Raw genomic sequence first — 25,633 nt, 5'->3', positions numbered from 1 at the left:
CTGGACACTGAGAAAGTGTCCATGTGAGGGAGGCTAGCCCTCAGCGCTTGGCCTCGTCAAACACCGCGCCCGACCCTACGACGAGGGCATAGACGAGGAGGAGCGAGCAAGGCGGCATCGCCTGCAGGAGCAGCAGCTTGCGGATTACCACCGCCGGGTCGGTGAGGCGGCCACCGCGATTGCCGAGCGGATGAATGGGAACCCGCTGGCACGATATGGCTACCTGTTCGGCAACGCCGTCGAGGCTGGGGAGATGTCTCCTGTTGAGGGCCCCCACCGGCGCGCCCTGCTTCGCGGAGTTTATGAGCCCGAAGGTGGATGGGCACGGTGAGCATGGCCCGTACATTGTGGGCCTCGCGGTAGCGCGCGACTACGCTGCGAGCGGGTGTGGGATTCCCGTCATTGCGGAGATAGTGCCTGGGCGACCTCTTGGATGCTGGCGCGGATGTAGGTGGCTGTTTGTCCGGTACGGCTGTCTGGCTCGGTATGTCCGGCGTAGGCGCGGGCGACGGCGTAGCCGAGTTGCGCTCCACCCAGGATATGAGCCGGGTCGCCTTTGTGATTTCGGAAACGTTATCTTTCGGCGCCCTGGGTATGCGCTTACGCGTCGGATAACGTTTTCTGGTTGATCGCTGTCATCGCTCGGGAACGGTGGGGGTGGTGTCGATGTGCAGGACTTTGATCGAGGACAACGATTCGATGCGATGATCGTAGGGTGCAAATGGCCCGCCTTCGCGACCGGCGATGGCGATGGCTCGCATACCGGCGGCTTTGGCCGCGTGCAGTCCTGCGGGCGCATCTTCTATCACGACGCAGTCTCGGGGTTCGACGCCGAGTCTCGACGCTGCGGTCAGGTAACCTTCCGGCGCCGGTTTTCCCGTGCTGACGTCGTCGGCGGTGATCAGGACATCAGGGATCGGGAGTCGTGTGTGGGTCAGCCTGGTGACGGCGACGGGGTAGTGGCCGGAAGTGACCACAGCCCAAACGGATTCGGGGAGTTGGCGAATCAGATGCTCCGCTCCAGGGCAGGCAGTGAGCCTGTCGGTATTGCTGATGTCCTGCTCGAGCAGGCGCTGCGCTTCGGCTCGGGCATCGAGGAAGGGCGCGACCTCCGCGACGAGTTCGGCGAGGGTGCGGCCAGGGCACACTGCGATCACATGATCAGCGTCGAGGCCATGTTCGCCGGCCCAGCCACGAAGATTCTGTTCGATGACGGCTGCGGAGTCGACCAGCACGCCGTCCATGTCGAACAAGACAGCAGCGCAGGTGAGTGTGGTGTGGTCGGGGAGTCCGAGCTGGATCAGCGTCATCAGGACGCGCTCCCGGTCTCGTGTTCGGCATCGATGCGGCCGTCGGCACGGTTCTGGTCATCGGCCAGCCTGATCACATCGTCGAGCTCTGGGGTCGAGACCTCGACCAGGGTGATGTCGGTGTCCGCCTCGATCCGGTGCACCGTACCTGGTCGCACGTGGACGATTTCACCGACGACGAGCGGGCGTTGCAGCAACGGCTCATCCGGAGATGGCGCATAGTAGAGAGTCCCCGAACCGCGCAGGATAAGATTCGCCTCTTCTTTGCGCCGATGATATTGCAGGCTGGTCCGGTGACCCGCCGTCAAGTGAATCACCTTGAATCCGAACGGCGCCCCTTCGGTGACGAGCCAACGCTCCTCACCCCAATGCTTGGCCACCGTCTTGGTCAGTGCAACGTGCGTGATGACAGGTTGAGCCACCCCGGTGAGTCCGGAGACTTCATCTCTTGGGAAGGATGGAGTCGTGTCGAGGAGGAAGTACCCGGACGAGCTGCGTGAGCGGGCCGTGCGGATGTTTGGTGAGATCCGTGATCAGCATGGGTCGGAGTGGGCGGCGATGCGGGCGGTCGCCGAGTTGTTGGGTGTGGGTCATCCGGAGACGGTTCGTGGGTGGGTGCGTCAAAGTGAGGTCGATACCGGTGCTCGCTCGGGGGTGACGACCGGGGAGTCCGAGGAGCTGAAACGGCTGCGGCGTGAGAACGCAGAACTCAAGCGCGCCAACGCAATTCTGAAAGCGGCGTCGGCTTTCTTCGCGGCCGAGATAGACCGGCCACAACGCTGATAATCCGGTTCATCACCGAACACCAGGGCCGCCGTGATGCCGACGGCCTGCGGTGGGGCATCGAGTCTATCTGCGCCGGGCTCACAGAGCTCGGCGTGAAAGTCGCCCCGTCGACCTATTACGAACACCGCCGTCGCACCGTCACCAAGCAGCAGCTGCGTGACGAGGAACTGGCCGTGGAGATAAGGCGTGTGCACCGCGAGAATTTCGGCGTGTATGGCGCGAGAAAGGTGTGGCTGCAATTGAACCGGGAAGACATCCCGGTGGCGCGCTGCACGGTGGAGCGGCTCATGCGCCGGCTCGGGTTACGAGGCGCGATGCGCGGCAAGGTCAAACGCACCACGATCCCGGACCCGAACGCGCAGCGGCCGGCGGATCTAGTGCAGCGTAAGTTCGCTCCGGCGGCGCCGAACCGGCTATGGGTTGCCGACATCACCTATGTGTCGACGTGGTCGGGGTGGGTGTATGTGGCATTCGTCGTGGACGCCTATGCGCGGCGCGTTATCGGCTGGCGCACATCCACGTCGATGACCGCCGCGTTGGTGCTCGACGCGATCGAGCATGCCATCTGGACTCGTGAACGCGAGGGCTGGAACGTGAAAGATGTTGTGCACCATAATGATCGAGGATCGCAATACACGTCGGTGAAATTCACCGAACGGCTTGCCGAAGCCGGGATCCAGCCCAGCGTAGGAGCGGTGGGATCGAGCTTCGACAACGCACTCGCCGAAACGATCAACGGCCTCTATAAAACCGAGTTGATCAAACCGCGGGCACCGTGGCGCACCGTGGATCACGTCGAGTTGGCCACCGCTGAATGGGTGGACTGGTTCAACCACCGGCGCCTCTACCAGCACTGCGGGGACATGCCACCCGCCCAGATGGAGACCGCCTACTACGCTCAGAACCCAGCCCAGCAACCTGCTGAGCTGTCACACCAGTAAGTCTCCGGACTCACCGGGGGGATTCAAGATCGTGACAGAACGGCCGTGCCTATGCGCGACGAGTTGATAACCGAAGGCCCCTTGTGCGGGGCCGTCCAAGGGGATTCGGCAATCATGTGCGCTTCGCACAAATTATATATCAACTGTTGTCTCTCGCTGCGCGCCATGCCTAAAGTTCCATCTGAAGTAAGTGTTTGACGACCTGCCAGTCGATGAGCGTGGATGATAGTGTTTGCGCGGCATCGTATTTGGTGTCATGGAGGATTTTGAGTTATGAAACGTGTCAGCGCTTCTGTCATCACTGCTTTGGCCACGATGACGTGCCTATTCGGTATTCCCACCGCCGTCGCGCATGCGGATTCGCAGACCAAGGTGGAATTTTCCGTCAGTGGCCGGGGTATGAAGTTCTTCACGGGTCAATTGAAATGGGATGGCAACGGCGGATACTCCGTTGATGGAAATCTCTTGTGTTACTCGCCTCAACGTAATGCCACCCTGTGGATGGAACACGGCGGCGAGACCGAGTCGTGGAAGAAGTCCAACGAAATAGAGTGCAACGGCGAAGAATCTCATATCGAGATGTCTGGGAAAATCGCGCCCAACGAGAAGCTGGAACTGCGTCTGGGCACTACAGAAGGCTATACGCACTACAGCGACAAGCAGACGTTCGATATATCGCCGAGCGGGCACAGGAAAACCCGCGTGACGTTCAACGTCACCCGTGACGAGGATTCTATACTGGGGTTCGATGGCGAATTGACGTGGGACGGCAAGGGTGCGTACACCGTAGCCGGTGAGCTGTCCGCCGACGGCTGGCACTCCGACCGCAACACCGTCCGCAACACCGTGTGGCTGGAGTACGGCGGCACGAGCGAGTCGTGGAAGCAGTCCTCGGAAATCGAGTGCAACTCCGACAACCCGCGTAGCAAGGGTCGGATCGAGGTGTCCGGGCAACTGGCACCCGGCGAGAAGCTGGAATTACGCCTGGCCAACTGGAAAGTGACGTCGCTCTTCAACATCGGCAGTACGGAAAGGAGCGAAATACAGCTGTTCGATATCTCCTCATAGTCCGATCGGCCGAGTGGAGCGCCCCGGCCTACCGTCAGCCCGGGGCGCTTCGCGGTAATCCGAAGGCCAGCGAACCCTTTTCCGGACATACCTTTCGTGATCGGGTGCCCGTACCGGAATTCGTGTGGAGCATCCCATTCGCTACAAAGGTTCCGGCAAAGTCGTGTTTCAGCGGGTGACCATAAGTTCGACGGGCCCTGTTGAAGTCGCGCGGGCGTGATATCGCAGGGCGGCGGGGACTACTGCACCACCCGCCCACCGGACCTTCACCGTTCGGGCCCGGATGGTGTCCCGAGCCAGTAGTTCTCACCTTCCGTCAGGTTCGCACGCTGGGAGCGGTTCCCGGAATATGTTCCGCGCACGGGTGTTTCATCGCAGATTTCGGGTTTACCAGGCGAATTACCTGATGTAGCAGTGACAGTGGGAGTCGGGCACTGCCGCAGGGCTCTCCAACCCGCGATTGTGTCGGGGTGCTCTTCTACGCTCAGGTCCGGCAGGCCGGTCCGATTCCAGCCTGCGTCGACAATCGGGAGGGACGGGCGATGAGCGACATTCGCAGGCAGGTCATGGAATTGTTCTGCACCGCAGCCGAATTGGGCGGTCACGCCGCGCAGGTGACCGCCGAGGGTGAGGTGACGGTGACCGGCCCGACCGGGGCCACGGTCTACTACCTGGAGAACTTGGTACGCGAAATCGCCGCCGCGCCACCGCGGGACTGGGCGGCACTGGTCGCCGACCACCTCGGCACCGGGCTGAGCCACGACGAGGTCGCCGATACCGAACCGCTGGAGGCGATGGAGTTCGCCGAGGTGCGGACACTGGTGCGCACCCGGCTGTATCCCGACAGCACTCATGATCAAGTCGCGTGCGTGTGCCGACAGCTTGCTCCTGGACTGACCCAGCGTGTGGTGCTCGACGGTGTGCACACCATCTCGCCGGTGACCTATCAGCTGCTGGCGAGCTGGGACATCGATGAACGCGATCTGTTCGCGCTCGGTGAGCGGAACACGCGTACCGATGGGCCGCTGCAGGTCGAGCTGGCCGACTTCCCTGAGGATGCCCCGCCCTGGTTTCTGCTCCAAGGCAACGACTACACCAGCGCGCATGCGCTGTGGCTCGGCGACTATCCCGATGTCATCGGCCGTGCCGGTGCGCTATTCGCCGTTCCCGCCGAACTCAGCATTTACGCCGCCCCGATCGACGATATCGACGTGCTCGAGGCAGGGCAGATCCTCGCCTCGCTGGCGACGCACCACTTCGCGAACGATCCGTGGCCGACCAGTCCGCACCTGTACCGGTGGAATGACGGCCATATCGAGCTGGCTGTCCACGTCCAACCAGCCAACGAATCTTTCGAACTGCAACCCACCGACGAGTTCCTGACGCTGCTGAACCAGCTCGCCAGATAGAACCCCAGCAGCGGGATTCCCCGACAAGAGTGTCCCTGAGTCAACGGCGTATGGCCCCCAGATGCTCAGTTCCGTGGTCACTTCCATGCCGTCGCGTCGGTGCCCCAGGCTGGATTCGTCGGTCTCCTGCGGCGTGCAGTGGGACGAGCGCCGATTGTCGGGGCACAAACGTAAGCTCATTGGAACGCGATGGGGAAGGAACGAACTGAATGCTTCCGGGGAGGCCGATGGACAATCGGCAGGATCAGATCGAGCAGCAGCTTCCCGTCGGACAACACAACGAAATGATTGTTCCACCAGCCGACAAGGTCGAGGGTGTTGTGATGAATCATTAACGTGGATCGGCAGCATTTAGATGCTAGCTGAATCTGTTGACCATAAATCAGTCAGATGGCTTAGGCTGATGGCAAATGGTGTCTCGAGGCAACACTCACTCGTTTGGGTGAAGGAACTGGCTGGTGTCGCCGTCCCAGTGGGCTCCGCCCGGACTGCTTGTGCACGGCGCAGGGGGTGTCCGTGCGGAGCCTTCATGCGGTGTCGCCGAGAGTGGGTGACGACACGGACACGATACCGTCGACAGGGTGACGTGCTATACGGCGTGTCGAGCATGGGTGGCACCCCTACCCTCTACAAGGGCAATTCCTAGTCCTCGTCCTCGGCCTCCGGTGCAACCTTCAGGTCGAAGGTATCCGGCTTATGCCGGAGATTGGTGGAGGTGACTTTGATATCGGCGGGTTTGCCTTCCGCGTCACAGGTCACGCTGTCGACAGTGTATTTCGATGTGAACGAGTCGGTGACGACAGAAACAGCGATTTTAACCCCGGTGGCGGTGAAATTCTGTAACACCCCGTTGGCGTTTACCTGGAATTTGCCGTGCCCTTTAAATCGTACGCTATCCTCGCTATCCGACTGCTGGACTTGGACGCCACTACTCGTGAAGTCGAGTTTCAGTAGGAGAGTGAGATTCCCGGCGGTGGCTTGGCCCTGCCAGATGCCGTAGTAGGCGCTGGCGTCGAGGTTCTTGCACGCGGGAGCGGCATTACCGACCGCTGGCGACGCACCCGCCAGCACACCACCCGTCAGCGCCACACAAACAGCAAGCTTCTTGATCTGGTCAGTCGATCCCATGTGAGCCCTTCCATGGACAGGGGTTTATCTCTCCGAGCGGGTATTCGTCGCCAACGACCATGCAGATTGCAACCCGAATCGTATGCTGCACCGTGAGAGCCAACGGGGCAGACGGTAAGACAACATGTCGGGCCGGGGTTGTTCTACTTGCGTGGGCGCAGAGGGTGGCTGCGGTGCGGGTCAGCAGTCCCCAGAAGGTGCGGGCGCGGTGGTGGGCCAGCCCGAGGTTTCGGTGATTTCGCCGTTGGTGGTCTCGATCCTGTTGCGCAGCACCGCGATCGCGTGCAGCCGGGCTGGCGGTTGGGTATGGCGTTGGGTGTGCGGCTCGGGGCCAGCACGATCCGGGTGCCGCGTTCGGCCTGGCTGGCGGTGAAGGCGCGGCCGGTGAACCCGCGGTCGCACAGCAGCCGGACTGGGTGCCAGTCGCCATCGAGCAGGTCGGCCGCGACAACGCGTTCGTCCACGGCGGCGAGGGTGGTCTCCCACGCCCGCACGATCCGGCTGCCCAGATCGGTGCGCAGGCCGAGCCGGAACCCGTAGAACCATTCGGCGTGGGCGGCGTCGCGGCCGAACCCGGCCGTCAGATCGGCTGGCCCGCACCAGCTTCGCCGACCACGCCCGGGCCGGAACTATCGTTGCAGCCCAACTCAACTCGGTTGACGGTCAGGTTGATCAGCTCGCCAATACCATTCGGCAAACCCTATTCTTCGCATCGACTCCCCGGCCGCACACAAAGCGCGCGACGGACGACTCGGCCGTACCCATCGATGTTCCGCGAAAGGATAGATTCGTATGCGCCTCGGCAGAATTCCGCGCGCCATGGGGCTGATACTGCCTCTGCTGCTCGGCATCGGCATCGCCGCCGTGCCCGCGGGCGCCACCGGCGCCGATCGTTACCTCGACCTGCCCATGGTGAATCGGGACGGCTCCGTCGGCCCCGGTGGTATCAACCCCGAATTGCCTTACGACCAAGCCGAACTCGGCCGCCTGTTGCACGACGTGCGCGACGCCGGGGTACCGCCGGCCCGCTACTCGGCTCTGCTGCTGCAGTACTGGCTTGCCGATGCCACCGAACAGGCCGGGGTACAGCTGCAGAGCTGGAACCCGCGCGCCGGCATGAATGCCAACAAACAGAATATGATCAGCACCTACCGCTACTACGAGCAGCTGCAGCTGGCCCACCGCGAATTGCAGTGGGCGGGTATGGCGGGCCAAGCGGGCGCCGCACTGGCCGGCGCCATGTTCGACAGCCAGCTCGGGATCGATATCGGCACCGCGCTGTACGACACCATGCCTGCGGTGGCCGATGGGGCGCAGGCGGTATACGGCGCGGTGGAGCGGGCCGCGGGCCCGGCGGCGCTGCCGCTGCTGCCACGGGGATTGGCCGCGCTAGTCGACGGTGGCCGCACGATCAAGCTCGACGACATCCGATACATGATCACCGAGGTGTTGGTGATGTGGCGCAACATCTTCGCCGACCTGGCGCCGATGCACCTGGCCTATCTCACCGGCGGGTTGCCCGCCGTCGCGGAGATGCGGGCCGCGGGCCTGTTCGGCGACACAATCATGAACGCCTGGGCAGATATCGCGTCCGGCGAACCGGCCCGAATCGAGGCGGGCAATGCCGCGCTCATGCGCCGGGAACAATCCGAAGTGGTTGGCGCGCACTGGGATCGGGTTCGCACCTACAAGGGCAATGTCGGTGAAGCGTTCACCTATTTGATGGCCGTGATCGGCGCACCGACTCTGGCGGGTGTCATCGCCCCGCGCGAATTCCATCCGGTGTCCCTACCGTTCACCGCCGCGGACGGCCGGGCGATGAAACTCACGCTCCCGCTACCAGATTGGAACTGGTCGGTCCTCGACGACCGCTGGTCCTACATCTCCACCGAACTGCTGGCCAAGTATCCGCGCCAGGTCCGCGACGACTGGCCCGCGGTGGTCGCGGAGAGCAGCAAACCGTTCGAAGCCCAGGTGACCGAGCACCGCCCTCTCTTCGCGATCCCGCAGCTGTTGGCCTCAGCCGCACGAGGAGTCGAAGTCGTTCCGGCGCAGTCGAACTGACAATTCAAAAAGCGCCGTGAGTTCCCGCCGAAACAGCTTCGATCCGCGGCTACCTGACCGATCTGCTGTACAGGACTTGCGGACGAGTCGCCCGCTCATGCCCCGGCTCGTCGGTGCTGTGTTCGGTCACTTGCGGGGCAGCGTGCTGTCCAGGCCGCCTACTTCGGTGATCTTCCATCCCGCATTGCGGTCGACGGTCACGGCGTAGGTCACCGTTGTCAGGCCGCCTTGGGGATTCTGGGCGCTGGTGGAGTTGACATTGAGGAAGGCGCTGATCTGGTAGACGCCGCCATGCTCGGAGGTTACGGCGGAGATGATGGGGTGGCCTTCGACGTCCATTGCAGTGGGAGCAGGATTTGTTCCAATTGCGGGCCGGTGGCGTCGAATTTGGCGGCCAGCGAGTCGGCGGTGTTGGCCTTCAGCTTGCCGAACCTCATTGCCGTGGATCGGATTCGAACCGATATCTCCTACAGTTCTATTTCATTTCACCTTGTGCACCGTGGCGGATAAATTTGTGCGCTCGACACATGGTGGTCGATAGCTCGGGCGGGATAACCTGCACGTGGATCCGCTCGACAGTCCCCGCATCGCTGGGCCACGTTGGATGGCTCCGTCAGAGATAATCGAAGAAAGGGTAGAACGAATGGTCATACGATTCATGAATCGCCTAGCAATGATTGCCGCAGCCGCCGCTGCGACGATTGTGACGACCATGGGACCCGGCACCGCAGCGCCCGACACGACAATACCATTCCCGCGTGATCGGGAAGCGATACTTTTTTTCAAAATTGAGAATATCCACAACCCGGGCGAGGAGGGCGATCCCGAGCCTTACCTGCTCGATAAAGAATTCAGGAGTGCCGAAGCTCATCCGTTCCGTTACCACCCGTGGTGCCAGGACCTGAATGGCTACTTTCCGAACTGCGTCGTACCGGAATCTCCGAGCACCGCGACGTCGATGACGGTTGCCGTTCCTGTGCAATATCTCTATGAACATCAACAAATGGAATTCGAGATAATGGAGGCCGACGACTCCAACGGTGACGATTTCCTCGGGACAATAACCTGGGACATGTTGATATACGATGGCACCTTCGCTATCAAGGGTGAGGACGGTCACTGTACAGTCACTATCTGGCAAGGGTCCTCGACAGGGCATGCGGGAGTGTGAGATTCAGCCTGATTCTTCAACCCGGATCCACGGTCGTGAATTCAGTGTCTGCGCGCCGCAGGCGCGCAGACCACGGGGTTATGGGTAGCCGGTAGCTGCTGGCCTGCCCGGCCTTTCCACTGTTATTCCTGTAGAGCCTGCTTTCGGGGATGGTGTATTCCGAATCGCGACGTGCTCTTCTGCGCCGCGACCGGACGATCACACGCAGTACGTGCCCGGCTTGAGCTTGATCCCCACCACTGATCCTCTTTCCGACCGTGTTCCGAGCTTGCGGAAGCACCCCGGAACACTTCTAACTGGAAAAGAATGATACGGGCATATAAGACGAAGCGTGCGTTTTGCGCAGCCGAGCCGCGGCGACCGAACTATCCCCGGGCGAAGCGGTGAACAATCCGAGCCACGCGGGCGGAACGTGGCAGTCCATTGGTTCCGGGCCTGACTTGGCTCACGTTCTGTAGCGTTGTTTGTTTGTAAGCTCCTGATCTGCTGGTTTGCGGTTTATGGGGTCGAAATTTGCGCACTAATCGAGGCTTCATAGCTGTCGAAGGGCAGATTGCGCAGCCCGGTGTCCTTGCCGCGCGGATCCGGTCCTCGTAGCGGGCGCGGCGGCGGTGCCGTAATTCCAGGTCGGGGAGCTGACCGTGGCCGGTGTTGGTGACGAACGCGGTCAACCGCAGCCCGTCGACGTCGGTGAACCGCAACTGCGCGCCAGGATGGGGCCTTTCTTCCCTGACGATCAGTCGCATTCCCTCGGGCCAGCCGCAAAGGTCTGCCATATCGGTGATTTCGGCGACCCAGGCGCCCTCGCGCACCTGGCCTTCGGCGTCGTAAGCCGGGGTCCACACGTGTTTCGGGACGGCATTGACCGCCTCGACCAAGGCTTCGGTGAGGGTGAACCCGAGCGAATATTGCAGCCGCCGTGCGGCGCAGTAGGCCACGAACTCGTGCGTGCCGCCGCCGGCGTCGGTGCGGACCAGCGCTTTCCGCCCGACACGGTAACCCGGCTGCCACGGTAGCTGCGCCAACGCCGCGGCCAGGACCTGTTTGTGGTCGGCGGCGGTGTTGGAGCCAGGCGTTGCCGGGCCGCAGGTCCACCACGAGGGGTTCACCGGTGCCCGGCCGCTCGCGGTCAGCTTGGTATGAATGCAGCGTCTCGCGATTCCGCCGCCAGGAACATCGTCTGGTCCGCCGGGCGTTCGGTTCGATGTGATCATGGGTTGGTGACCGAATTGCCAAGCGGCGCTTTTGTCGAGGTGAGTTCAACGCCGGAGTGTTCGGTGCGTGACGCATTCGAACAGTGGGAACATTTGCTGAGCAACACGCTGGTTCCGGTATCGGTGGCGCCTGTGGGGGGCGACAGCTTCTTCGGCCGGGCAAGGTTCACCGCGTTCGACCAGCTGGCGGTGTCGAGCTTCCGCAGCTCTGGCCTATTCGTCCGCCGCAGCGCGCGGCAGGTGGCGCAATCGGAGGGGGAATTCCTGAGCGTCATGCTGGTGTCGCAGGGGCGCGCGCTCATCGAGCATGGCGGCCGTAGCGTGGAGGGGAGGCCGGGCACCATGGTTCTGTTCTCGACAGGTATGCCGTACGCGATGCAACTTGCGGTCCCCGCCACGGCAATGGTCGTTGTCCAGGTCCCGATGGCTGTCGCACTCGAATCCTCTGGACTGACACCGGACCGGTTGTCAGCCGTCATCGATGTGCCGCTGCGTGGTGCGGCAGGTGTCGTCGCGCAGTATCTCAGAGGGCTTTGTCGCCTGTCCGGAGACGACGTGCAGAGGGCGACAGTGCTGGGTGCGCCGAGTATCGATTTGCTCTCCGGCGTGGTGTCGCTGGCGGTCGATGCGGAGCCCAGCGACGAGTCGGCGCGGGAGTTGGCAAAACAGCAGGTGGAGCATTTCATTCGGACCAACTACGCCGATCCAGCGCTGACCGTCGATGACATTGCGCGAGCGTGTCACCTGTCGCGGCGTAGTTTGTTTCGTCTTTTCCGCCATACCGACGATCGTGCCGCGATGATGCTGCGCCGGGTACGTGTCGAACGGGCACGAGAACTTCTCTCGGCCAAGCCCTTCCAACCGATCGCGGCGATTGGATATGCCTGCGGCTTCCGCACCGAACGACAGTTCTATCGGGTGTTTCGGCAGGAAACGGGTCAAACCCCCGGTGAGTACCGCGCATCACGACAAGGACGTCAGTAACAAAGGGCGGACTGGTCGCGCCGATGCGGCGGGCTTCATGATTCGGCTGTCTTTCCGGGATCGGACTTCACTCCGAGCGAGCGACAGCACATCAAGCTGGGCTGGCAGCCAGGCTGCTATGAAGAGCATCGCGTGGTCGGAGGGGTTCCATCACGTCGGGCAGCTCAACCGACATCGAGTGCCAACGTCATGACCTCCGGTGCCTCGTGGCGACTGACGGATGTTCCGAACGTCGTGATGCGGGCTAGTGTTGCCTCAGCGCAAGAGCCCACCCAACCAGGCTTGCGAGGTAAGGACGCAAAACGTGTTCGGGGAGGGCATTAGTAGAACCATCTCTGGAAACGACAAGAAGAATCTATTTTGAGCAGTTCCGCGCGAGTCGATAAGAATATCTTTCGATAGCAGTTCTAACCGGTAGAGAGTTCAAGGCATCAGAGATGCTCGTAAATCGAGACAAGTTTTCCTGACGTCCGAGTCTTCGTTCGATGCCTCATCATCGTGAATGTTGTATGGATGGATTCGAAATATGGATGGCGTGTAAGCAGTCAGCTTACCTGGAAGTCGGTCAACGGTTAATTCGGAAACGGTGCACGATTTGCAAGGACCTGGGATGACGACGGGCTCGCCCATCGCGTAGCGACCTTCGGTTGACTGCACATTTACGAACCAAAATTATGCGTGTACGACTAAAGGTGGGGAATTGAAAATGAATTTGGTTGATTTGAACCTTCCGTCTCGGCTGGGAGTTGGGCCGATGTCTGCCAACTGCGTGGATGCGGTGATCGAGATCGCCAAGCGTGACCGGCAACGCATTATGCTGATCCCGAGCCGCCGTCAGGTGGAAACGAATGTTCTCGGTGGGGGCTACGTCGAAGGTTGGACGGCCGCAGACCTCGTGGATTATGTGCGCGAGCGAGACCAGGACCGTCTGGTTCTGGTCTGCCGAGATCACGGCGGCCCTTGGCAGCATCCGCAGGAAAAGGGGTTCGGTGAGGATGCGGCAATGGACAGTTGTCTCGCGTCGTTTCGGGAGGACGTGGCAAGCGGTTTCGATCTGTTGCATATCGATACGTGTATGGAGGCCGATGGATTGGCGAACACCGCCGATGCGGTCGACCGTCTGATCGAGTTGTACGCGCAGACCTACGCTCATGCTCGTGGGCTCGATCGGGAGATCATGTTCGAGATCGGTTTCGAGGACCAGAGCGTCGATACCAACGATCCGCGGGAATTCCGGGCGCAGATCGCCGAAGTGTCGCGCCGTCTGCACGCGGCGGGATTGCCGCGTCCGACATTCATCGTCGCGCAGACCGCGACCAAGGTGAAGGAAACCGAGAACTGTGGGGCGCTTGTGGTGGCTCCGGCCGCCGTTGGCCACACGATCCGGGAACTGGCCCAGATCTGCCATGAGTTCGGCTCGGCGTTGAAGTCCCACAACGGTGACTATCTGCCGGGCAGCGCGCTGCGCGAGCTGGCCATCAACGGGGTGTCCGCACTGAATGTCGCCCCCGAATTCGGAGTGGTGGAGACCCGCACGCTATTGGCGCTGATGGCGGAAGCCGGGCTGTCGCAGCAACGCGAGGACTTCCTGACGCTGGCCTACGAGTCTGGATTGTGGCGTAAGTGGATGAAGACCGATACCACCGCCACCGACGCTGACCGAGCGGTCATCGCCGGTCACTACGTGTTCGGGACCGAAGAGTTCGGCGAAATCAAAAAACGGGTCGAGTACGCATTCGGACCTGACAGCGGTTATGTCGACGACCAACTACGCCGGGCGATCGCCGAGTCGATTCAGCACTATCTGTGCCACTTCCAGGCCCCCGTCCCCGTCGGCTGAACCGGAGTACCTGATGACCATTCCCGCGTACCTGATCGACCTGCTGCAGAACACGAGTGCTCCCGCGAACTCCTACCCCGCCCAACCCTCCATCACGCACGTTGCACTGACCAAGACGGTGGCCAAGCATTGGGGTGAGGAGCGTTGGCTCGTCACCGAAGGGGCGCCGTTCGGATTCAAGGTGATTCACTTGACGGCGGGTCACCGGACCAGCCTGCAATATCATCGGCGCAAAGAAGAGGCGAATCTTATCCTGCGCGGTTCGGGGACTCTCTACTATGCGCCATCTCCGGATGAGCCGTTGCTGCAACGCCCGCTCGTCGTCGGTGAAATCGTCCACGTGCGACCAGGTACGGTGCACCGGATCGAGGCGGACACCGACATCACCCTGGTCGAGGTCTCGACCCCAGAGCTCGACGATGTGATCAGGCTGGCCGATGACCAGAACCGTGCCGACGGCCGCATCGATGCCGAACACGAGACCGGGAGCGCGTCCTGATGACGCTGATCCAGCTCGGACTCCCCGACCACACCACACTCACCTGCGCTGCTGTCTTGTTCGACATGGACGGCGTGCTGGTCGACTCCGCAGCCGTCATCGAACAGAATCTTCGTGGCTGGGCCGGCGAACATGGCCTCGACGCTGATCATGTGATCGCAGTGTGCCCTGGCCGCACCCTCGCCGAACTCGTCGCGGAGGTCGCGCCCTTCCTCGATGCCCGAGCCGAAGCGCAGCGCCTGCTCGAGCAGGACATCAGCAATACCGACAGGCTCACTGCCTGCCCTGGAGCGGAGCATCTGATTCGCCAACTCCCCGAATCCGTTTGGGCTGTGGTCACTTCCGGCCACTACCCCGTCGCCGTCACCAGGCTGACCCACACACGACTCCCGATCCCTGATGTCCTGATCACCGCCGACGACGTCAGCACGGGAAAACCGGCGCCGGAAGGTTACCTGACCGCAGCGTCGAGACTCGGCGTCGAACCCCGAGACTGCGTCGTGATAGAAGATGCGCCCGCAGGACTGCACGCGGCCAAAGCCGCCGGTATGCGAGCCATCGCCATCGCCGGTCGCGAAGGCGGGCCATTTGCACCCTACGATCATCGCATCGAATCGTTGTCCTCGATCAAAGTCCTGCACATCGACACCACCCCCACCGTTCCCGAGCGATGACAGCGATCAACCAGAAATATTATTCGACGAAAGCCCATACAACGGGCGACGAAAGATAACGTTTCCGAAATCAAAAAGGCGACCTGGCTCATATCCAGGGGCGAATGAGCCGAGGTTCGAATGGTTTATCGGCTTGCGCGCCAGACATCTCACGAAGGTTCTGAACGAGCTGCCGCTGCAGTAAAGCAGCGGGCGCGGTCCTCGGCGTGGAATAGCTGATTGGCAGGCGGTGAAACATTTGGCCGAGGAAACCTGTCGGTAGAGGTGTCGTTGAGCCGGGTGGTTCCGTTCGCCATCGGCGGAGGACATCGACGTGTCCGCCTGCGACCAATGAGGTTCGCAGCGACGCCAACGCTCACAGACTGCCCCAGGAATAACACCGTCGCCGCCACTCGAGCGTGGAGTCCCTATCCCTACAAACGATTAGGAATCCTGCGGTGCCACTTGCCCTCATCGCCTTGATGATCAGTGCATTCGCCCTCGGCAGCACCGAATTCGTGCTGAACGGACTGCTTCCGGAGGTCTCCCGCGACCTCGATGTCTCTATTTCCACTGCGGGCCTGCTCATCTCCGGATACGCCCTCGGCGTGGTAGCGGGCGCGTTGCTCCTGACTGCGGCCACCACCCGGATGCGCCGCAAGACCGTGCTGCTGGGATTGCTGGCACTGTTCGTGATCGGCAACACCCTCTGCGCCCTCGCCCCGGGATACGGCCTACTCATGACCGGACGCATCATGTCCGCACTCACGCACGGCGCGTACTTCGGTGTCGCGACCGTGGTGGTCGCCGGGCTGGTCTCACCCGATCGCCGGGCCGGTGCGATCGCCGCGATGTTCACCGGCCTGACCCTGGCCAATGTGCTCGGCGTCCCGGCCGGGACCGTCATCGGCCAGCATCTGGGCTGGCGCACGGTCTTCTGGGGCGTGGCCCTGCTCGGCCTGATCGGGCTGATGGGGATCGCGACACTCGTGCCGAGTGCACCCGCCGATCCCGATGCCGGACTATGGCGTGAGCTCACGGCTTTCCGTCGGCCGCAGGTGTGGCTGGCGCTGGCCATGACCGCGGCCGGGATCAGCGGGCAGATCATTTCGTTCACCTACATCGCTCCGATGATGACCACCATCGCCGGGTTCGCGGAGTCGTCCATGGCCTGGCTGCTGGTGCTGTACGGAGCCGGACTGGTCGTGGGCAATCTGATCGGCGGCCGGGTCGCCGACAGATGGCCGCGGTCGGCATTGCTCGGCAGCCTGACCCTGCTGGTCGCGGTGCTCCTGGTATTCGCCGCGACGGTGCACGCCCCGATTCCCGCCGCCATGACGCTGGCGCTGCTCGGTGCGGCCGGATTCGGGCTCGTTCCGATCATGCAGAGCTGGATGCTCCGGCAGGCCGACGGAGCCCCGACCCTGGCGGCGGCAGCGAATATCGCGGCGTTCAATGCCGGTGCGGCACTTGCCGCGTGGCTCGGCGGCCGGGTGATCGACAACGGACTCGGCTATCCCGCCCTGAACTGGGTCGGTGCACTACTGAGTGCAGTGGGGCTGGTTCTCGCCGCAGTTGCCGTCCCCTCCGGGCGGACCGCACGCATATTGCCGCGACCATTGGAATCGTCCGGTGGCAGCGGGACCGTGCCCGCCGATTCTGCCGTCAGTTGAAGCTATGACCGCTGCAAGCAATATGCGCCGAGACCGGAATGAGCGTGCCGCCCACCTACACGTGTGGTGCTGCCGCGTTCACGCTCGTGCCGGCCAACTGATCTGCTATGGCCTCGACGGGCGGCGGAAGCCGTCGCCGTGTGAGAGAGGTACTGAATGTCAGCGCCGTCCGATCCGGAGGCAACGTTGTCGGAATCGGGTGGGCGACGCAGTGCCGCGACCATGCGCGATGTCGCGGCACTGGCTGGGGTGAGCATCAAGACCGTATCGCGGGTGGTGCGCGGCGAGCGCGGCGTCTCACCCACGCTGGCACGTCAGGTCAGCGAGGCGGTCACGATGCTCGACTACCGGCACAACCTGACGGCCAGCACCCTGCGGGGGCGTGGCCAGAGGACCGCCGCCATCGGGCTGGTGTTGATGGATGTCGCCAATCCCTTCGCCAGTGTGCTGCATCGGGCCGTGGAGGACTATGCGCACCGACGCGGCACCCTGGTGTTCCCTGTGAGCAGCGACGACGATCCGAATCGGCAGCTGCAGGTCCTCAACGCGCTGCTGTCGCGGCGGGTCGACGGACTGATCGTGATGCCCGTCGGCAACGAGCACGCGCTGCTGCTGCACGAGCGGCGGCGCGGCACCCCGGTGGAATGCGATTCGCGCGATGATCGCAACGGGGATGGTGCCGCATGATTTCCAATACGCCAGAATTGCGCTGATGCCGGTGAACGATGTGGCCCGGGGATTGGTGACGATCGCGGCGGAACCGGGCACGCTCGGCGGAAACTACAACCTGCTGTCCACCCGATACTGCTCAAGGATCTGTTCAACCTTCTGGAGTCCCGCGGCTTCTCCTTCCGCTCTGTGCCGACCGCAGAATTCATCGACGAATTGAATCGCTTATCGTCCGACCTCATGCGGCAGGGTGACGATTCATTGGGCATAGCCATGCACACCAAGAGTTTGCTCTTACATGGTGTATCCGACGACGGGAACAGCTGGGACCGCTATCTCGATTCTCAGTCGCGGGCGGTGCTCACTGGTGCCTGTGTTGAATCCAGGGTGATCGGATCGGAGATTCTAGGCAGGTATGTCGACTATTTCGTGGGCATCGGATTCTTCGGAAAATGAGTTGCCGCTGCCGCATTCGGCCGATGCGCCGGGCGCGGGATCGATTCCGAGTCGTGGTGGTGCCAGCACCACCACGACTCGGGGAGGTCGCCCGATCGTGCAGGTGCGCGCCGTGACCTTACTGTCGGTGATCATGAACTTTGGTACCCATTCGGATTCCGTTCTCCTCGGCAGCGCACCCCAGAGTCGAGTCGCGCGGAAACGGATCCGGGCGATAGTTGGTGTCGTACTTTCCTGCGCAGCGGTACTGGCCGGCTGTGTGGCTTGCGGTAGCGAGAAAACCGAAGGGGGACTGGCCGAGTACTACGACCAACGCCTCGCGTGGGGTTCGTGTTCGGGATTCGCCGAGGGTGACAAGCTGGAGCCTGAGGTCGAGTGTGCCCGGGTGCTCGTGCCGATCGACTATGCGAAGCCGGCGGGCGATACGGCACGGATCGCGGTCTCGCGGCTGCGGGCCCGGGGTGACCGGATCGGCTCGATTCTGGTCAATCCCGGCGGGCCGGGCGGGCTCGGGCTGCTCCAGGCATCCCTCGGCAAGACGGCGCTCGGCGATCGATTCGACGTTATCGGGTTCGACGTCCGCGGCTCTGGTGCGTCGACGCCGAAGGTCCAATGCCTGACATCATCGGAAAACGCGATGCGCCCGGACGACTACCAAACCGATTGGTCTCCGACCGGAGTCGCTGCGGCGGAGCGAAAGAGTCGTGACTACGTGGCCAAATGCGTCGAGCGATCGGGGCGCGAACTGCTCGGCCAGGTCGGCACGCGCGAGGTCGCGAGGGATTTGGACGTCATTCGCGCGGTATTGGGCGATGACAAGCTGACCTACCTCGGGTATTCGTACGGCAGCAGGCTCGGATCTGCTTATGCCGAGGCTTTTCCGAGCAGGGTTCGCGCCATGGTTTTCGACAGCGGCACACCGTTGGACGGGCCAGTGGTCGATCAGGTGTCGTTCTCCGCGAGCCTGCAGCAGGCATTCGACGTCTATGCGAGTGATTGCGCCAAGAGTCCCGATTGCCCCGTTGGCACTGATCCAAGCCGCGCAGTGGCGGCCTTCCGTGAATTGGTGAATCCGCTTATCGCCCAACCTTTTCCGGCCGGACAGCGGGTACTGACCTACAATGACGCGATCACCGCCATCGTCGCCGAACTCTACAGCCCGTCAGGGTGGTCGACTATCTTGAGCGGGCTTCGCGAACTGCGATCAGGTCGCGGGGACATCCTGCGCGGGGCCACCGAGAATGTCGACGGATTTCTCGACACCACCTTGCAGAACGCCGTCTTGTGTATGGACGGTCCGCGTATCACCGACCGCGCCGGGGCGGCGGATCTGCAGCGAAGGATATTCGCCGCCGCGCCGTTCCTCGACGATGGCGGATTCGCCGGGCAGGCCCCGATCGACAAGTGTGCTTTCTGGCCCGTGCCGCCGACCAGCACACCGCACACCTTTTCGACCGACGGTGTGCCGCCGATCGTCGTCGTCGCCGCCACCGGCGATCCGGCCTCCGCGTACGACGGAAATCGGAAACTCGCTCGCCAGCTTGGCGGCCCGCTCGTCACCTATCAGGGCAAACAGCACGGTGTCTTCCTGATCAGCGGGTCGGCCTGCGTCGACGCACCCGTCCTGCGCTATCTCACCGAATTGGCGGTGCCCGCCGACGGGCTCGACTGTGGACCGGCGGGTCCCTGATCTCAGTGCACGCTTCCGATCTGATTACTCCAATTAAGGTGGCGGTCACGAAAGCTGCCACAGCGGCTATCGTTCCGGCCGGTTGGGGCGGGCGAGGGAGTCGATGCCGTCGGTGGCGGTCGAGTCGAGCAGAATGGTGTAAGGCGACGGCCAGCCGTCCCGACGGCTGGTCGCGGAATCACAACCCTACGTCTGGACCGTCGGATTGGCCTGTGTAGCAGCCCATTTCAGCGTCACCTGTTTGGCGACAGGCGTTGCGGTTCAGTACGGCAGTGTGATGGTCGCTGAGTTCGGTCGAGCGCAGAAGATCAGCTGTTGATTGAGGAACGGGTGGACTGGAAGTGTGCGGCTCTGACTGTGACGCTGATGGCGAGGTGATGGCTTCGTTCTCGGTGAGCGGCGACCGGTAGTGATCATCGAGTAGGGGCACGGGTTCCAACTCGTCGATGAAGTGTCCGGCGTTGAAATGGTCGGTCAGGTCTTTGCCGTCGCGGGCTTGGACGATACGGATCTCGTCCACAAGTCCTTGCAGGGTCTCGGCGACATCGGCAGCGTGCCGATAGCCGGGTGCGTCTCGGTCGGCGACGATCCAGACGCGGTGGGCTCCACGGAGCCATTCGGCGTGGTCGGGTTGCCAGTTGAGTGCACCTCCGGCGTTGGTGGTGGCGGTCAGGCCGACGCGGTTGGCTGTGAGGACGTCTTCCTCGCCTTCGCAGATGTAGATGTCCTCGCCATGGCGCACAGCGTCGGCAATGGCAGGTAGTCGGAACGGGACGTGCGCGAAACCGCCTTTCTGCCAGCCAGTTTCGGTCATACGCTCTTGCCAGAAGCTCTTTTCGCGACCATGTTTGTGTGGTGTGTGGACGCGGGTGACCTTGCCCTCGGGGCGTCCGTCCGGCCACTCGTAGATGTAAGTCGCTACTGGTGAGGAGGGGCCCGACACCCGACCGAGGTCGGGCTTGTGCCTGGTGAGCGGCAGCCCGGCCGCGAAGAGGGCTCTGTCGATCAATGAAGGTGTCAGAGCCGGACGGCGCGAAGTTCTTGTCCGATGGGGGTTTTCGTGCTCCGGCGGGCGGTCGAAGAGATCCCGGACATGTAGGTCGAGCCGTTCGAGCACAGCCTCGTCGGAGCAGCCAGCAAAACAGCGGATGACGGTTTTCTGCTTCTGCTGGTTGTAGGTGACGCCGAGCGACGGGGTGTGGTGGCGGCCGTCGGCTTCGTGGACTGGGCAGAGATACCGAACCCAGTCGCCGGTGGTCTTGCCGGGGCCGGAGACGCGATTGAGGGCTTCGGTGATTTTGTCCCACGAACGGTTGATGTCCATTTTTGGGTCTTCCTCTCGTTTTTCAGAATGCCGCCGCGCAGGCGTAGTCCGCGGGCCGGACGGGCGTGAGGGAGTGCCGGTGGGCTGCCCCCTGGCAGCGGAACCGGCTTGAGGAGGTCGCGATGGCGGAGCGTCGGCGGGGATGGCTGCGTCGGTCGGTCCCGACGGATCCAGTGGACCGCGCGAAGGGTTGGAGGCTGTTGGTGGGAAGCCGGTTTCGGGAATATCGGGTGCGATGCGCCACCACAGCGCAGCAGCTGGTTCTTGTGATGGCAGCGGTCTTTCGGCTGCGGCAGTGATGAGTTGGTCCTCGATGTCGATGCCGGTTTCGTCAGCGACATGGAGATGGTTGGCGAGCACCGGCCAGTACGGATCGTCGGGAAGGCGTGGATCGATCCGGCGCGCCAGCGGCGCCCATTGGTTGACCGGCGCGGTGAGATCACCCAGCAGTGCGGCCACCCGATCGTCGAGTTCCTGTTGATATCGGCGTGGAGCGACTGCGAATTCGGTTGGGCCTGTGAGACGTTCGTCGGTGTCGGGAATGCGGCGGGCGGAGCGCCAGACCGTGAGATCGGTCAGGAGGTCGCGGTCGGCGGCGATGGGACATGCCCACTGAGCGGCTGATGGGGCTCTGGCAACGTTGTTGCGGACCTGGCTGGCCAGGTCGGTGACGAAGCGTCGCAAGGCTATGAGATACGGCCCCCACTCGGAATGTTCGGTGAGTGGGTTAGGCAACGTGGGCAGCCAGGGGAGTGGCCGATCACCGTCGGCGTGGTGGTGTCCGGTGGGATCCAGCCGCCAATCCAGTACGGCGGCAGGGTCGTTGGCCGTATCGAGTTCGCGCTGATCGGCTGCCTGCTGGAGTGCGGTCAGCGGATCGTTGCCCTCGATGTGCAGGATGGCGAGGTGACGCCGCAGGACAGACCATGCCGGAGCATCGGCCAGTCCGGGGTGGATGCGATCGGCGCCGGTATCGATGGCAGCGAGCACGTCGGGCCCGGCGAGATGTTCTGCGGCGCGGCCGATTGCGTCGTGGTAGGCCTCAGCGGCGACACCGAGCCGGAGCATCGGATCTGCGAGTTCACGGCCCACAGTGGTGGCGGACTTGTCGATTCCTTCGTTCGCGAGGATGCGCTGCCAGTGGTCGGCGATGGTGTCGGGATGCGTTGCGCGATCGGTGACGACGGAGTTCTCGTCGCCCGGCAATGCTGTGGCTTGATATAGGTGGTTGGCGAGGCTGCCGCGGCTGAGCATGACGTAGAGCTGTGCTCGGGTGAGGGTGTCGATGCCGACGGCGTGGCAGGTGTGGACTGTAATCCCTTGGGCCGCATCGGCTGTGGTGGCGTAGCCGAGGGTGACGTCGGCGCGGACGTAATCCGCGGGCAGGTGGATGTGCCGTTTGGTGCCGATGTGGGTGACGTCGAGGCTGCCGTCGTCGCGGACATGCTGGATGATCCAGCGGTAGCCGTTACGGACATGATCGGTGGCTGTGAAGGCGAGTCGGCGTTCGTTTCGACGAGTGCAAATGATGTCGCCCGCGGCTGCTTCGAGTCCGTCGGAGCAGACGACGGTGTTGCCGAGTGCGGTCTCCGAGGCGAGTTCGGCTAGTCGATCGGCGTGTGCGCGGGCGTTGAGGGCGTCGACGATGTTGTTTATCGGGGCGAGCATCACCGAGTCGAGACCGGCGGCGGTGTCGGCTCGCCACGCTTGGTAGGCGTTCTCCTCCATTGCGGCCAGGTCGCCGACATGGATGCGTCGGTTGTCGAGGTAGAAGCCGAGGCTCGCCGGATCTCCGGAGCGGACAGCGAGTGACGCAGGACCTTCGGAGGGGTTGGAGAACCGAACGATTCGGTTCAGGCTGAGCGCGTTGGTGGCGTGCGCGAGATCTCGGACGATCCCACCTGCGGCAACCGATGCGAGTTGATGGTCGTCGCCTATCATCGCGATCTTCGCGCCGCGCGAGAGCAGCCACGAAACAGCTTGGTCGAGCAGGAGTGTGCCGGTCTTGGCGGCTTCGTCGATGATGACCAAAGTGCTGGCGTCGACCGTGTCCACCCAGTCAGGACGTCGAAAGCCGTTGGGATTCGGGCGAAGTGCGGTAACCAGTGCGTCGATGGTGGTCGTCGTGGTTTCGATGTCCTCGCGTAGTACACCGGCCGCTTGTCCGGTGGGCGCCAGGCCGAGGACTGTGCCGCCGTCGAGTTGCCAAGCGCGGGTGAGGACTCGCATTGCGGTGGTCTTGCCCGTACCGGCGGGGGCGAGTGCGAGGGTGATTCGACGAGGGCCGGTCGCCATTTCCCGGACGAGAGCCTGCTGACCAGGGTTCAGCCCGCGCCCGCGGTTGTTGGCCTCGTATTCGAGGAGCGCTATCGCCACCGATGAGGAGTCGGTGGTTCTGGCATCGACGAGCTCGGCGGCGGCCAGCAGCCGACGTTCGGCGGCGAGGACGGCGGTTGAGGTATAGAGCCGGGTTCCGGGCTTTTCGTAGATTGAGGAACCATCGAGTCGCTGGACTGGCTCGGGACCGGCTCGTGAGACCGGATCGGTCCGCCCGAGTGGCATGGCGCGCAGCGGATGTAGCGCGGCGGTGACGAGCCTCTCGACGACGGAGTCGAGCGCGGATTGGCTCACCCGCGCCGCGCGAGTCTGCCGCTGGGCTTCGGCCACGATGTGATGGCGCTGCCAGGTGGCGCGGGTGGCGGCGACCGTGGTGAGGATCCGATCCGCTGTTGCGCCAACCCACGCCACGCTGTCGAAGTTCGGTGCGGGCGGAACGTCGGGATGCGTTGCGGCTGTGATCATCTCGGCGATCCCGGCCGGGCCGCCGAGAACGGCTTCGGCGTCGGAGCGCCATGCGGCGCGTTGGTCGTGTTCTGTGCGTGGCTCGTGTTTGGCTTGGCGGGTCTCCAGGTTCGCCTGCTGGTTTAGCTTGAGGGCTTCAACAGGAGTTGGTTCGCGGCCGTGGAGGCGTTGGAATCCGCGTGCGAGCTGGCCACGACGGTTGTCGATGAGTTTGTCCCTGGAGGACCAGAATTCGCATAGTCGCCGGTTGACGCCGATCACTTCCCGGATGGGTCGTTTGCCTTCGCGAGCGGGTTCCGCTTCCGCGTATTCGAGTCCGGCGAGTTCACGTGACCAGGCTTCGAGGAGGGTGTTGTAGGTTTCCGAGGCGGCGACCACCCAGCGGTGGATCGGGCATCCATCCAGCGCGCGCCAGCGACCGTCGAGCGTTCGGACCTTGGCAGACAGCACCGCGTGGGTGTGGAGGTCCGGATCGCCGGCGCGAGAGTCTCGGTGCTCGAAGCACGTGGCGATAGTCCCGATGACGTCGAGAGTCGCGATGCCGTTGCGGCCGATGCTGGTGTACGTCGCCTCGCGTTCGAGCATGGCGAGGGCGCCCGTCACGGCAAGCCGATGTGCTTGCTCTAGTTGACGTTTCAGCTCGACGGGAGCCACGGCCCACAATGTCGAGAATGATTTGACTGGGCTGAAACAGAAGTCGTAGCCCGCGACCGCGGTCGTCTTCGCTCGCGAGTTTTCGGCTACCCAGGAGGACAATTCCGTACCGTTCAGCGGTGCCCGGCCGAAGGAGATAGTGAACATCTCGAGCGCGAGCTCGGTGCGCATCCGGGCCCGCTCGCTCGGTGGAATCGCGGTGTTCCACGAGTGGCCCCGAGCGAGGTTGAACTCGCTGAAACGCTTTGCCAGCTCGATGCGGAATTCGCTTGCGGCTGTGTAGATCTTGAACGGCATCCCGAGGCGGCTTGCGTGCTCCGCTGCTCGCTTCGCGTCCTTCGCCTTGGCACCTGCGGCGATCTCGCGCTCGATGGCTTGCGCCTCGATTGCTGATGCGTTCGGATGCCGTCCCTCTCCGAACAGAGCCCGCATCTGTTGTTCGGTCACTATGGATCCGGCCGGTAGGTCCACCGCGGGGAGTCCGGAGCCTGCCCAAAAGCCGGGGTGTTCACCGCGGGCGGAGTAGTAGGAGGCGAGTGAAGATCGTCCCAAGTCGGTCGCATCCATCGCCGCGACCTGCTTGGTGAGATAGGTGTACCCGTCACCAGCGGTGATCTTGTGCATGGTCGCGGTCATAGCTCAGTGTATCTAATATGAGAGCTAGTTATAGATCTTCAATCCTGAATCCAAGAGGTCTGTGGGGATGGAGGCGAGGGGGCGGGTGGAGGAGTGAGCAGCGGGATAGGGGGGCGAAAGAGGGCGACGGGGGGAAGGCGGGAAGAGGGTGGGAAGGAAGGTACGGAGGTGGCGAGACGTGGAGGATCGGCAATATAAACGCGCCAGCGCAATTCGCACGCGAAGTGAGCGCAGGGCGGCGGCCCGCGCGGAGCTGGCGGCCTCGCGGGAACGGGAGTGGATATCGCGCGAATTCGCGGCGGCCCGGAAGTGCATCGAAGCGGAGACGGCTGCACGAGACAGGTTGGCGCGGTGCATAAGTCGCCTTCGCGCGCGTGGTGTGCCAGTGGATGTGATTGGCGACCGGCTCGGAATACCGGCGCGACGGGTGGCGCACTTGGCGAAGTCCGAGCGCCATCGCATGGCGAACAACAGAGTTGAAGCGAACGAATAGTGCGGCCTTCGACACTGGTGGTGTACGTCGAACCTGGAACCATGACCGGACTGGCTTGGTATCGGCGCACCGGTTGGCTCGACCGGACGGGGTGCCGGACATGGTCGAAACCGCCTCGCGCCGTTCGCGCGCCAAGGTGCGCCACAATGTGGCGCACCTTGGCGGATAC

General features: G+C 63.1%; 21 protein-coding genes and 1 pseudogene. 13 read left to right on the top strand and 9 right to left on the bottom strand.

Features of this window, described 5'->3' with window-relative positions:
* Positions 1–40 precede the first annotated feature (40 nt).
* The 3 genes from F5544_RS30670 to F5544_RS30660 form a co-directional block, all read right to left on the bottom strand.
* Complete coding sequence (locus F5544_RS30670; protein ID WP_167476401.1) at positions 41–277, bottom strand: hypothetical protein; 237 nt, start codon at positions 275–277, stop codon at positions 41–43.
* A 358-nt stretch (positions 278–635) separates the two neighbouring features.
* A complete protein-coding gene (locus tag F5544_RS30665; protein ID WP_167476390.1) occupies positions 636–1,310 on the bottom strand; it encodes an HAD-IA family hydrolase in 675 nt (224 codons plus the stop codon).
* A complete protein-coding gene (locus F5544_RS30660; protein WP_167476400.1) occupies positions 1,310–1,732 on the bottom strand; it encodes a cupin domain-containing protein in 423 nt (140 codons plus the stop codon). The genes F5544_RS30665 and F5544_RS30660 overlap by 1 nt, the downstream gene beginning before the upstream one ends.
* 91 nt (positions 1,733–1,823) lie before the next feature.
* Here F5544_RS30660 and F5544_RS30655 point away from each other — a divergent pair.
* The 3 genes from F5544_RS30655 to F5544_RS30645 all read left to right on the top strand — a co-directional run bounded on the left by F5544_RS30655 (position 1,824) and on the right by F5544_RS30645 (position 5,514).
* A protein-coding gene (locus F5544_RS30655; protein ID WP_238847414.1) for an IS3 family transposase occupies positions 1,824–3,037 on the top strand; the annotation gives its coding sequence in 2 pieces (ribosomal slippage) (positions 1,824–2,055 and positions 2,055–3,037; 1,215 coding nt in all).
* A 273-nt stretch (positions 3,038–3,310) separates the two neighbouring features.
* Positions 3,311–4,105, top strand: a complete 795-nt coding sequence (locus F5544_RS30650; protein ID WP_167476399.1) for a hypothetical protein — start codon at positions 3,311–3,313, stop codon at positions 4,103–4,105.
* Between the two features lie 542 nt (positions 4,106–4,647).
* On the top strand, positions 4,648–5,514 hold the full coding sequence (locus F5544_RS30645; protein ID WP_167476398.1) for a hypothetical protein: 867 nt from the start codon (positions 4,648–4,650) through the stop codon (positions 5,512–5,514).
* Positions 5,515–6,156: 642 nt separating this feature from the next.
* On the opposite strand, the gene F5544_RS30640 is transcribed toward F5544_RS30645, so the two are convergent.
* Together F5544_RS30640 and F5544_RS47635 are read right to left on the bottom strand one after the other, a co-directional pair.
* A complete protein-coding gene (locus tag F5544_RS30640) occupies positions 6,157–6,642 on the bottom strand; it encodes a hypothetical protein (RefSeq protein WP_167476397.1) in 486 nt (161 codons plus the stop codon).
* A gap of 143 nt (positions 6,643–6,785) precedes the next feature.
* Positions 6,786–7,226, bottom strand: a complete 441-nt coding sequence (locus F5544_RS47635) for a hypothetical protein (protein WP_428847188.1) — start codon at positions 7,224–7,226, stop codon at positions 6,786–6,788.
* 208 nt (positions 7,227–7,434) lie between these two features.
* On the opposite strand from F5544_RS47635, the gene F5544_RS30635 reads away from it, so the two are divergent.
* Positions 7,435–8,706, top strand: coding sequence for a hypothetical protein (locus F5544_RS30635; RefSeq protein WP_167476396.1), 1,272 nt, complete (start codon positions 7,435–7,437; stop codon positions 8,704–8,706).
* A gap of 126 nt (positions 8,707–8,832) precedes the next feature.
* Here F5544_RS30635 and F5544_RS30630 read toward each other — a convergent pair whose 3' ends face one another.
* Positions 8,833–9,045 carry a hypothetical protein gene (locus tag F5544_RS30630; RefSeq protein WP_167476395.1) on the bottom strand — a complete coding sequence of 71 codons (213 nt, stop codon included), beginning with the start codon at positions 9,043–9,045 and terminating at the stop codon, positions 8,833–8,835.
* Complete coding sequence (locus F5544_RS47150; protein ID WP_275106976.1) at positions 9,009–9,143, bottom strand: hypothetical protein; 135 nt, start codon at positions 9,141–9,143, stop codon at positions 9,009–9,011. The genes F5544_RS30630 and F5544_RS47150 overlap by 37 nt, the downstream gene beginning before the upstream one ends.
* 206 nt (positions 9,144–9,349) lie before the next feature.
* On the opposite strand from F5544_RS47150, the gene F5544_RS30625 reads away from it, so the two are divergent.
* Complete coding sequence (locus F5544_RS30625; RefSeq protein WP_167476394.1) at positions 9,350–9,877, top strand: hypothetical protein; 528 nt, start codon at positions 9,350–9,352, stop codon at positions 9,875–9,877.
* A gap of 534 nt (positions 9,878–10,411) precedes the next feature.
* On the opposite strand, the pseudogene F5544_RS30620 reads toward F5544_RS30625, so the two are convergent.
* Positions 10,412–11,008, bottom strand: a pseudogene (locus F5544_RS30620) (transposase); the annotation flags it as partial.
* An 89-nt stretch (positions 11,009–11,097) separates the two neighbouring features.
* On the opposite strand from F5544_RS30620, the gene F5544_RS30615 reads away from it, so the two are divergent.
* The 8 genes from F5544_RS30615 to F5544_RS30580 all read left to right on the top strand — a co-directional run bounded on the left by F5544_RS30615 (position 11,098) and on the right by F5544_RS30580 (position 19,555).
* Complete coding sequence (locus F5544_RS30615) at positions 11,098–12,075, top strand: helix-turn-helix domain-containing protein (RefSeq protein ID WP_167476393.1); 978 nt, start codon at positions 11,098–11,100, stop codon at positions 12,073–12,075.
* A 706-nt stretch (positions 12,076–12,781) separates the two neighbouring features.
* Entirely contained in the window at positions 12,782–13,915 is a 1,134-nt protein-coding gene (locus tag F5544_RS30610; RefSeq protein ID WP_167476392.1) for a tagatose-6-phosphate kinase, read from the top strand.
* A gap of 13 nt (positions 13,916–13,928) precedes the next feature.
* Positions 13,929–14,414, top strand: a complete 486-nt coding sequence (locus F5544_RS30605) for a cupin domain-containing protein (RefSeq protein WP_167476391.1) — start codon at positions 13,929–13,931, stop codon at positions 14,412–14,414.
* Positions 14,414–15,088, top strand: a complete 675-nt coding sequence (locus F5544_RS30600) for an HAD-IA family hydrolase (RefSeq protein ID WP_167476390.1) — start codon at positions 14,414–14,416, stop codon at positions 15,086–15,088. The genes F5544_RS30605 and F5544_RS30600 overlap by 1 nt, the downstream gene beginning before the upstream one ends.
* Before the next feature lie 461 nt (positions 15,089–15,549).
* The gene (locus F5544_RS30595) at positions 15,550–16,740 is read left to right on the top strand and encodes an MFS transporter (RefSeq protein ID WP_238846746.1); all 1,191 of its coding nucleotides are present in this window, start codon (positions 15,550–15,552) and stop codon (positions 16,738–16,740) included.
* A gap of 156 nt (positions 16,741–16,896) precedes the next feature.
* Positions 16,897–17,427, top strand: coding sequence for a LacI family DNA-binding transcriptional regulator (locus tag F5544_RS30590; RefSeq protein WP_167476388.1), 531 nt, complete (start codon positions 16,897–16,899; stop codon positions 17,425–17,427).
* A 171-nt stretch (positions 17,428–17,598) separates the two neighbouring features.
* A complete protein-coding gene (locus F5544_RS30585; protein WP_167476387.1) occupies positions 17,599–17,865 on the top strand; it encodes a hypothetical protein in 267 nt (88 codons plus the stop codon).
* A 133-nt stretch (positions 17,866–17,998) separates the two neighbouring features.
* Positions 17,999–19,555, top strand: a complete 1,557-nt coding sequence (locus F5544_RS30580) for an alpha/beta hydrolase (protein ID WP_167476386.1) — start codon at positions 17,999–18,001, stop codon at positions 19,553–19,555.
* Between the two features lie 178 nt (positions 19,556–19,733).
* On the opposite strand, the gene mobF is transcribed toward F5544_RS30580, so the two are convergent.
* Positions 19,734–24,971 (bottom strand): MobF family relaxase, encoded by a 5,238-nt coding sequence (gene mobF / locus F5544_RS30575; protein WP_167476385.1) that lies wholly within the window; start codon positions 24,969–24,971, stop codon positions 19,734–19,736.
* Positions 24,972–25,633 lie beyond the last annotated feature (662 nt).

The organism is Nocardia arthritidis (assembly GCF_011801145.1).
GTDB lineage: Bacteria > Actinomycetota > Actinomycetes > Mycobacteriales > Mycobacteriaceae > Nocardia > Nocardia arthritidis_A.
The sequence above is the reverse complement of the archived record's forward strand: the minus strand, read 5'-3'. Positions and strand labels throughout refer to the sequence as shown.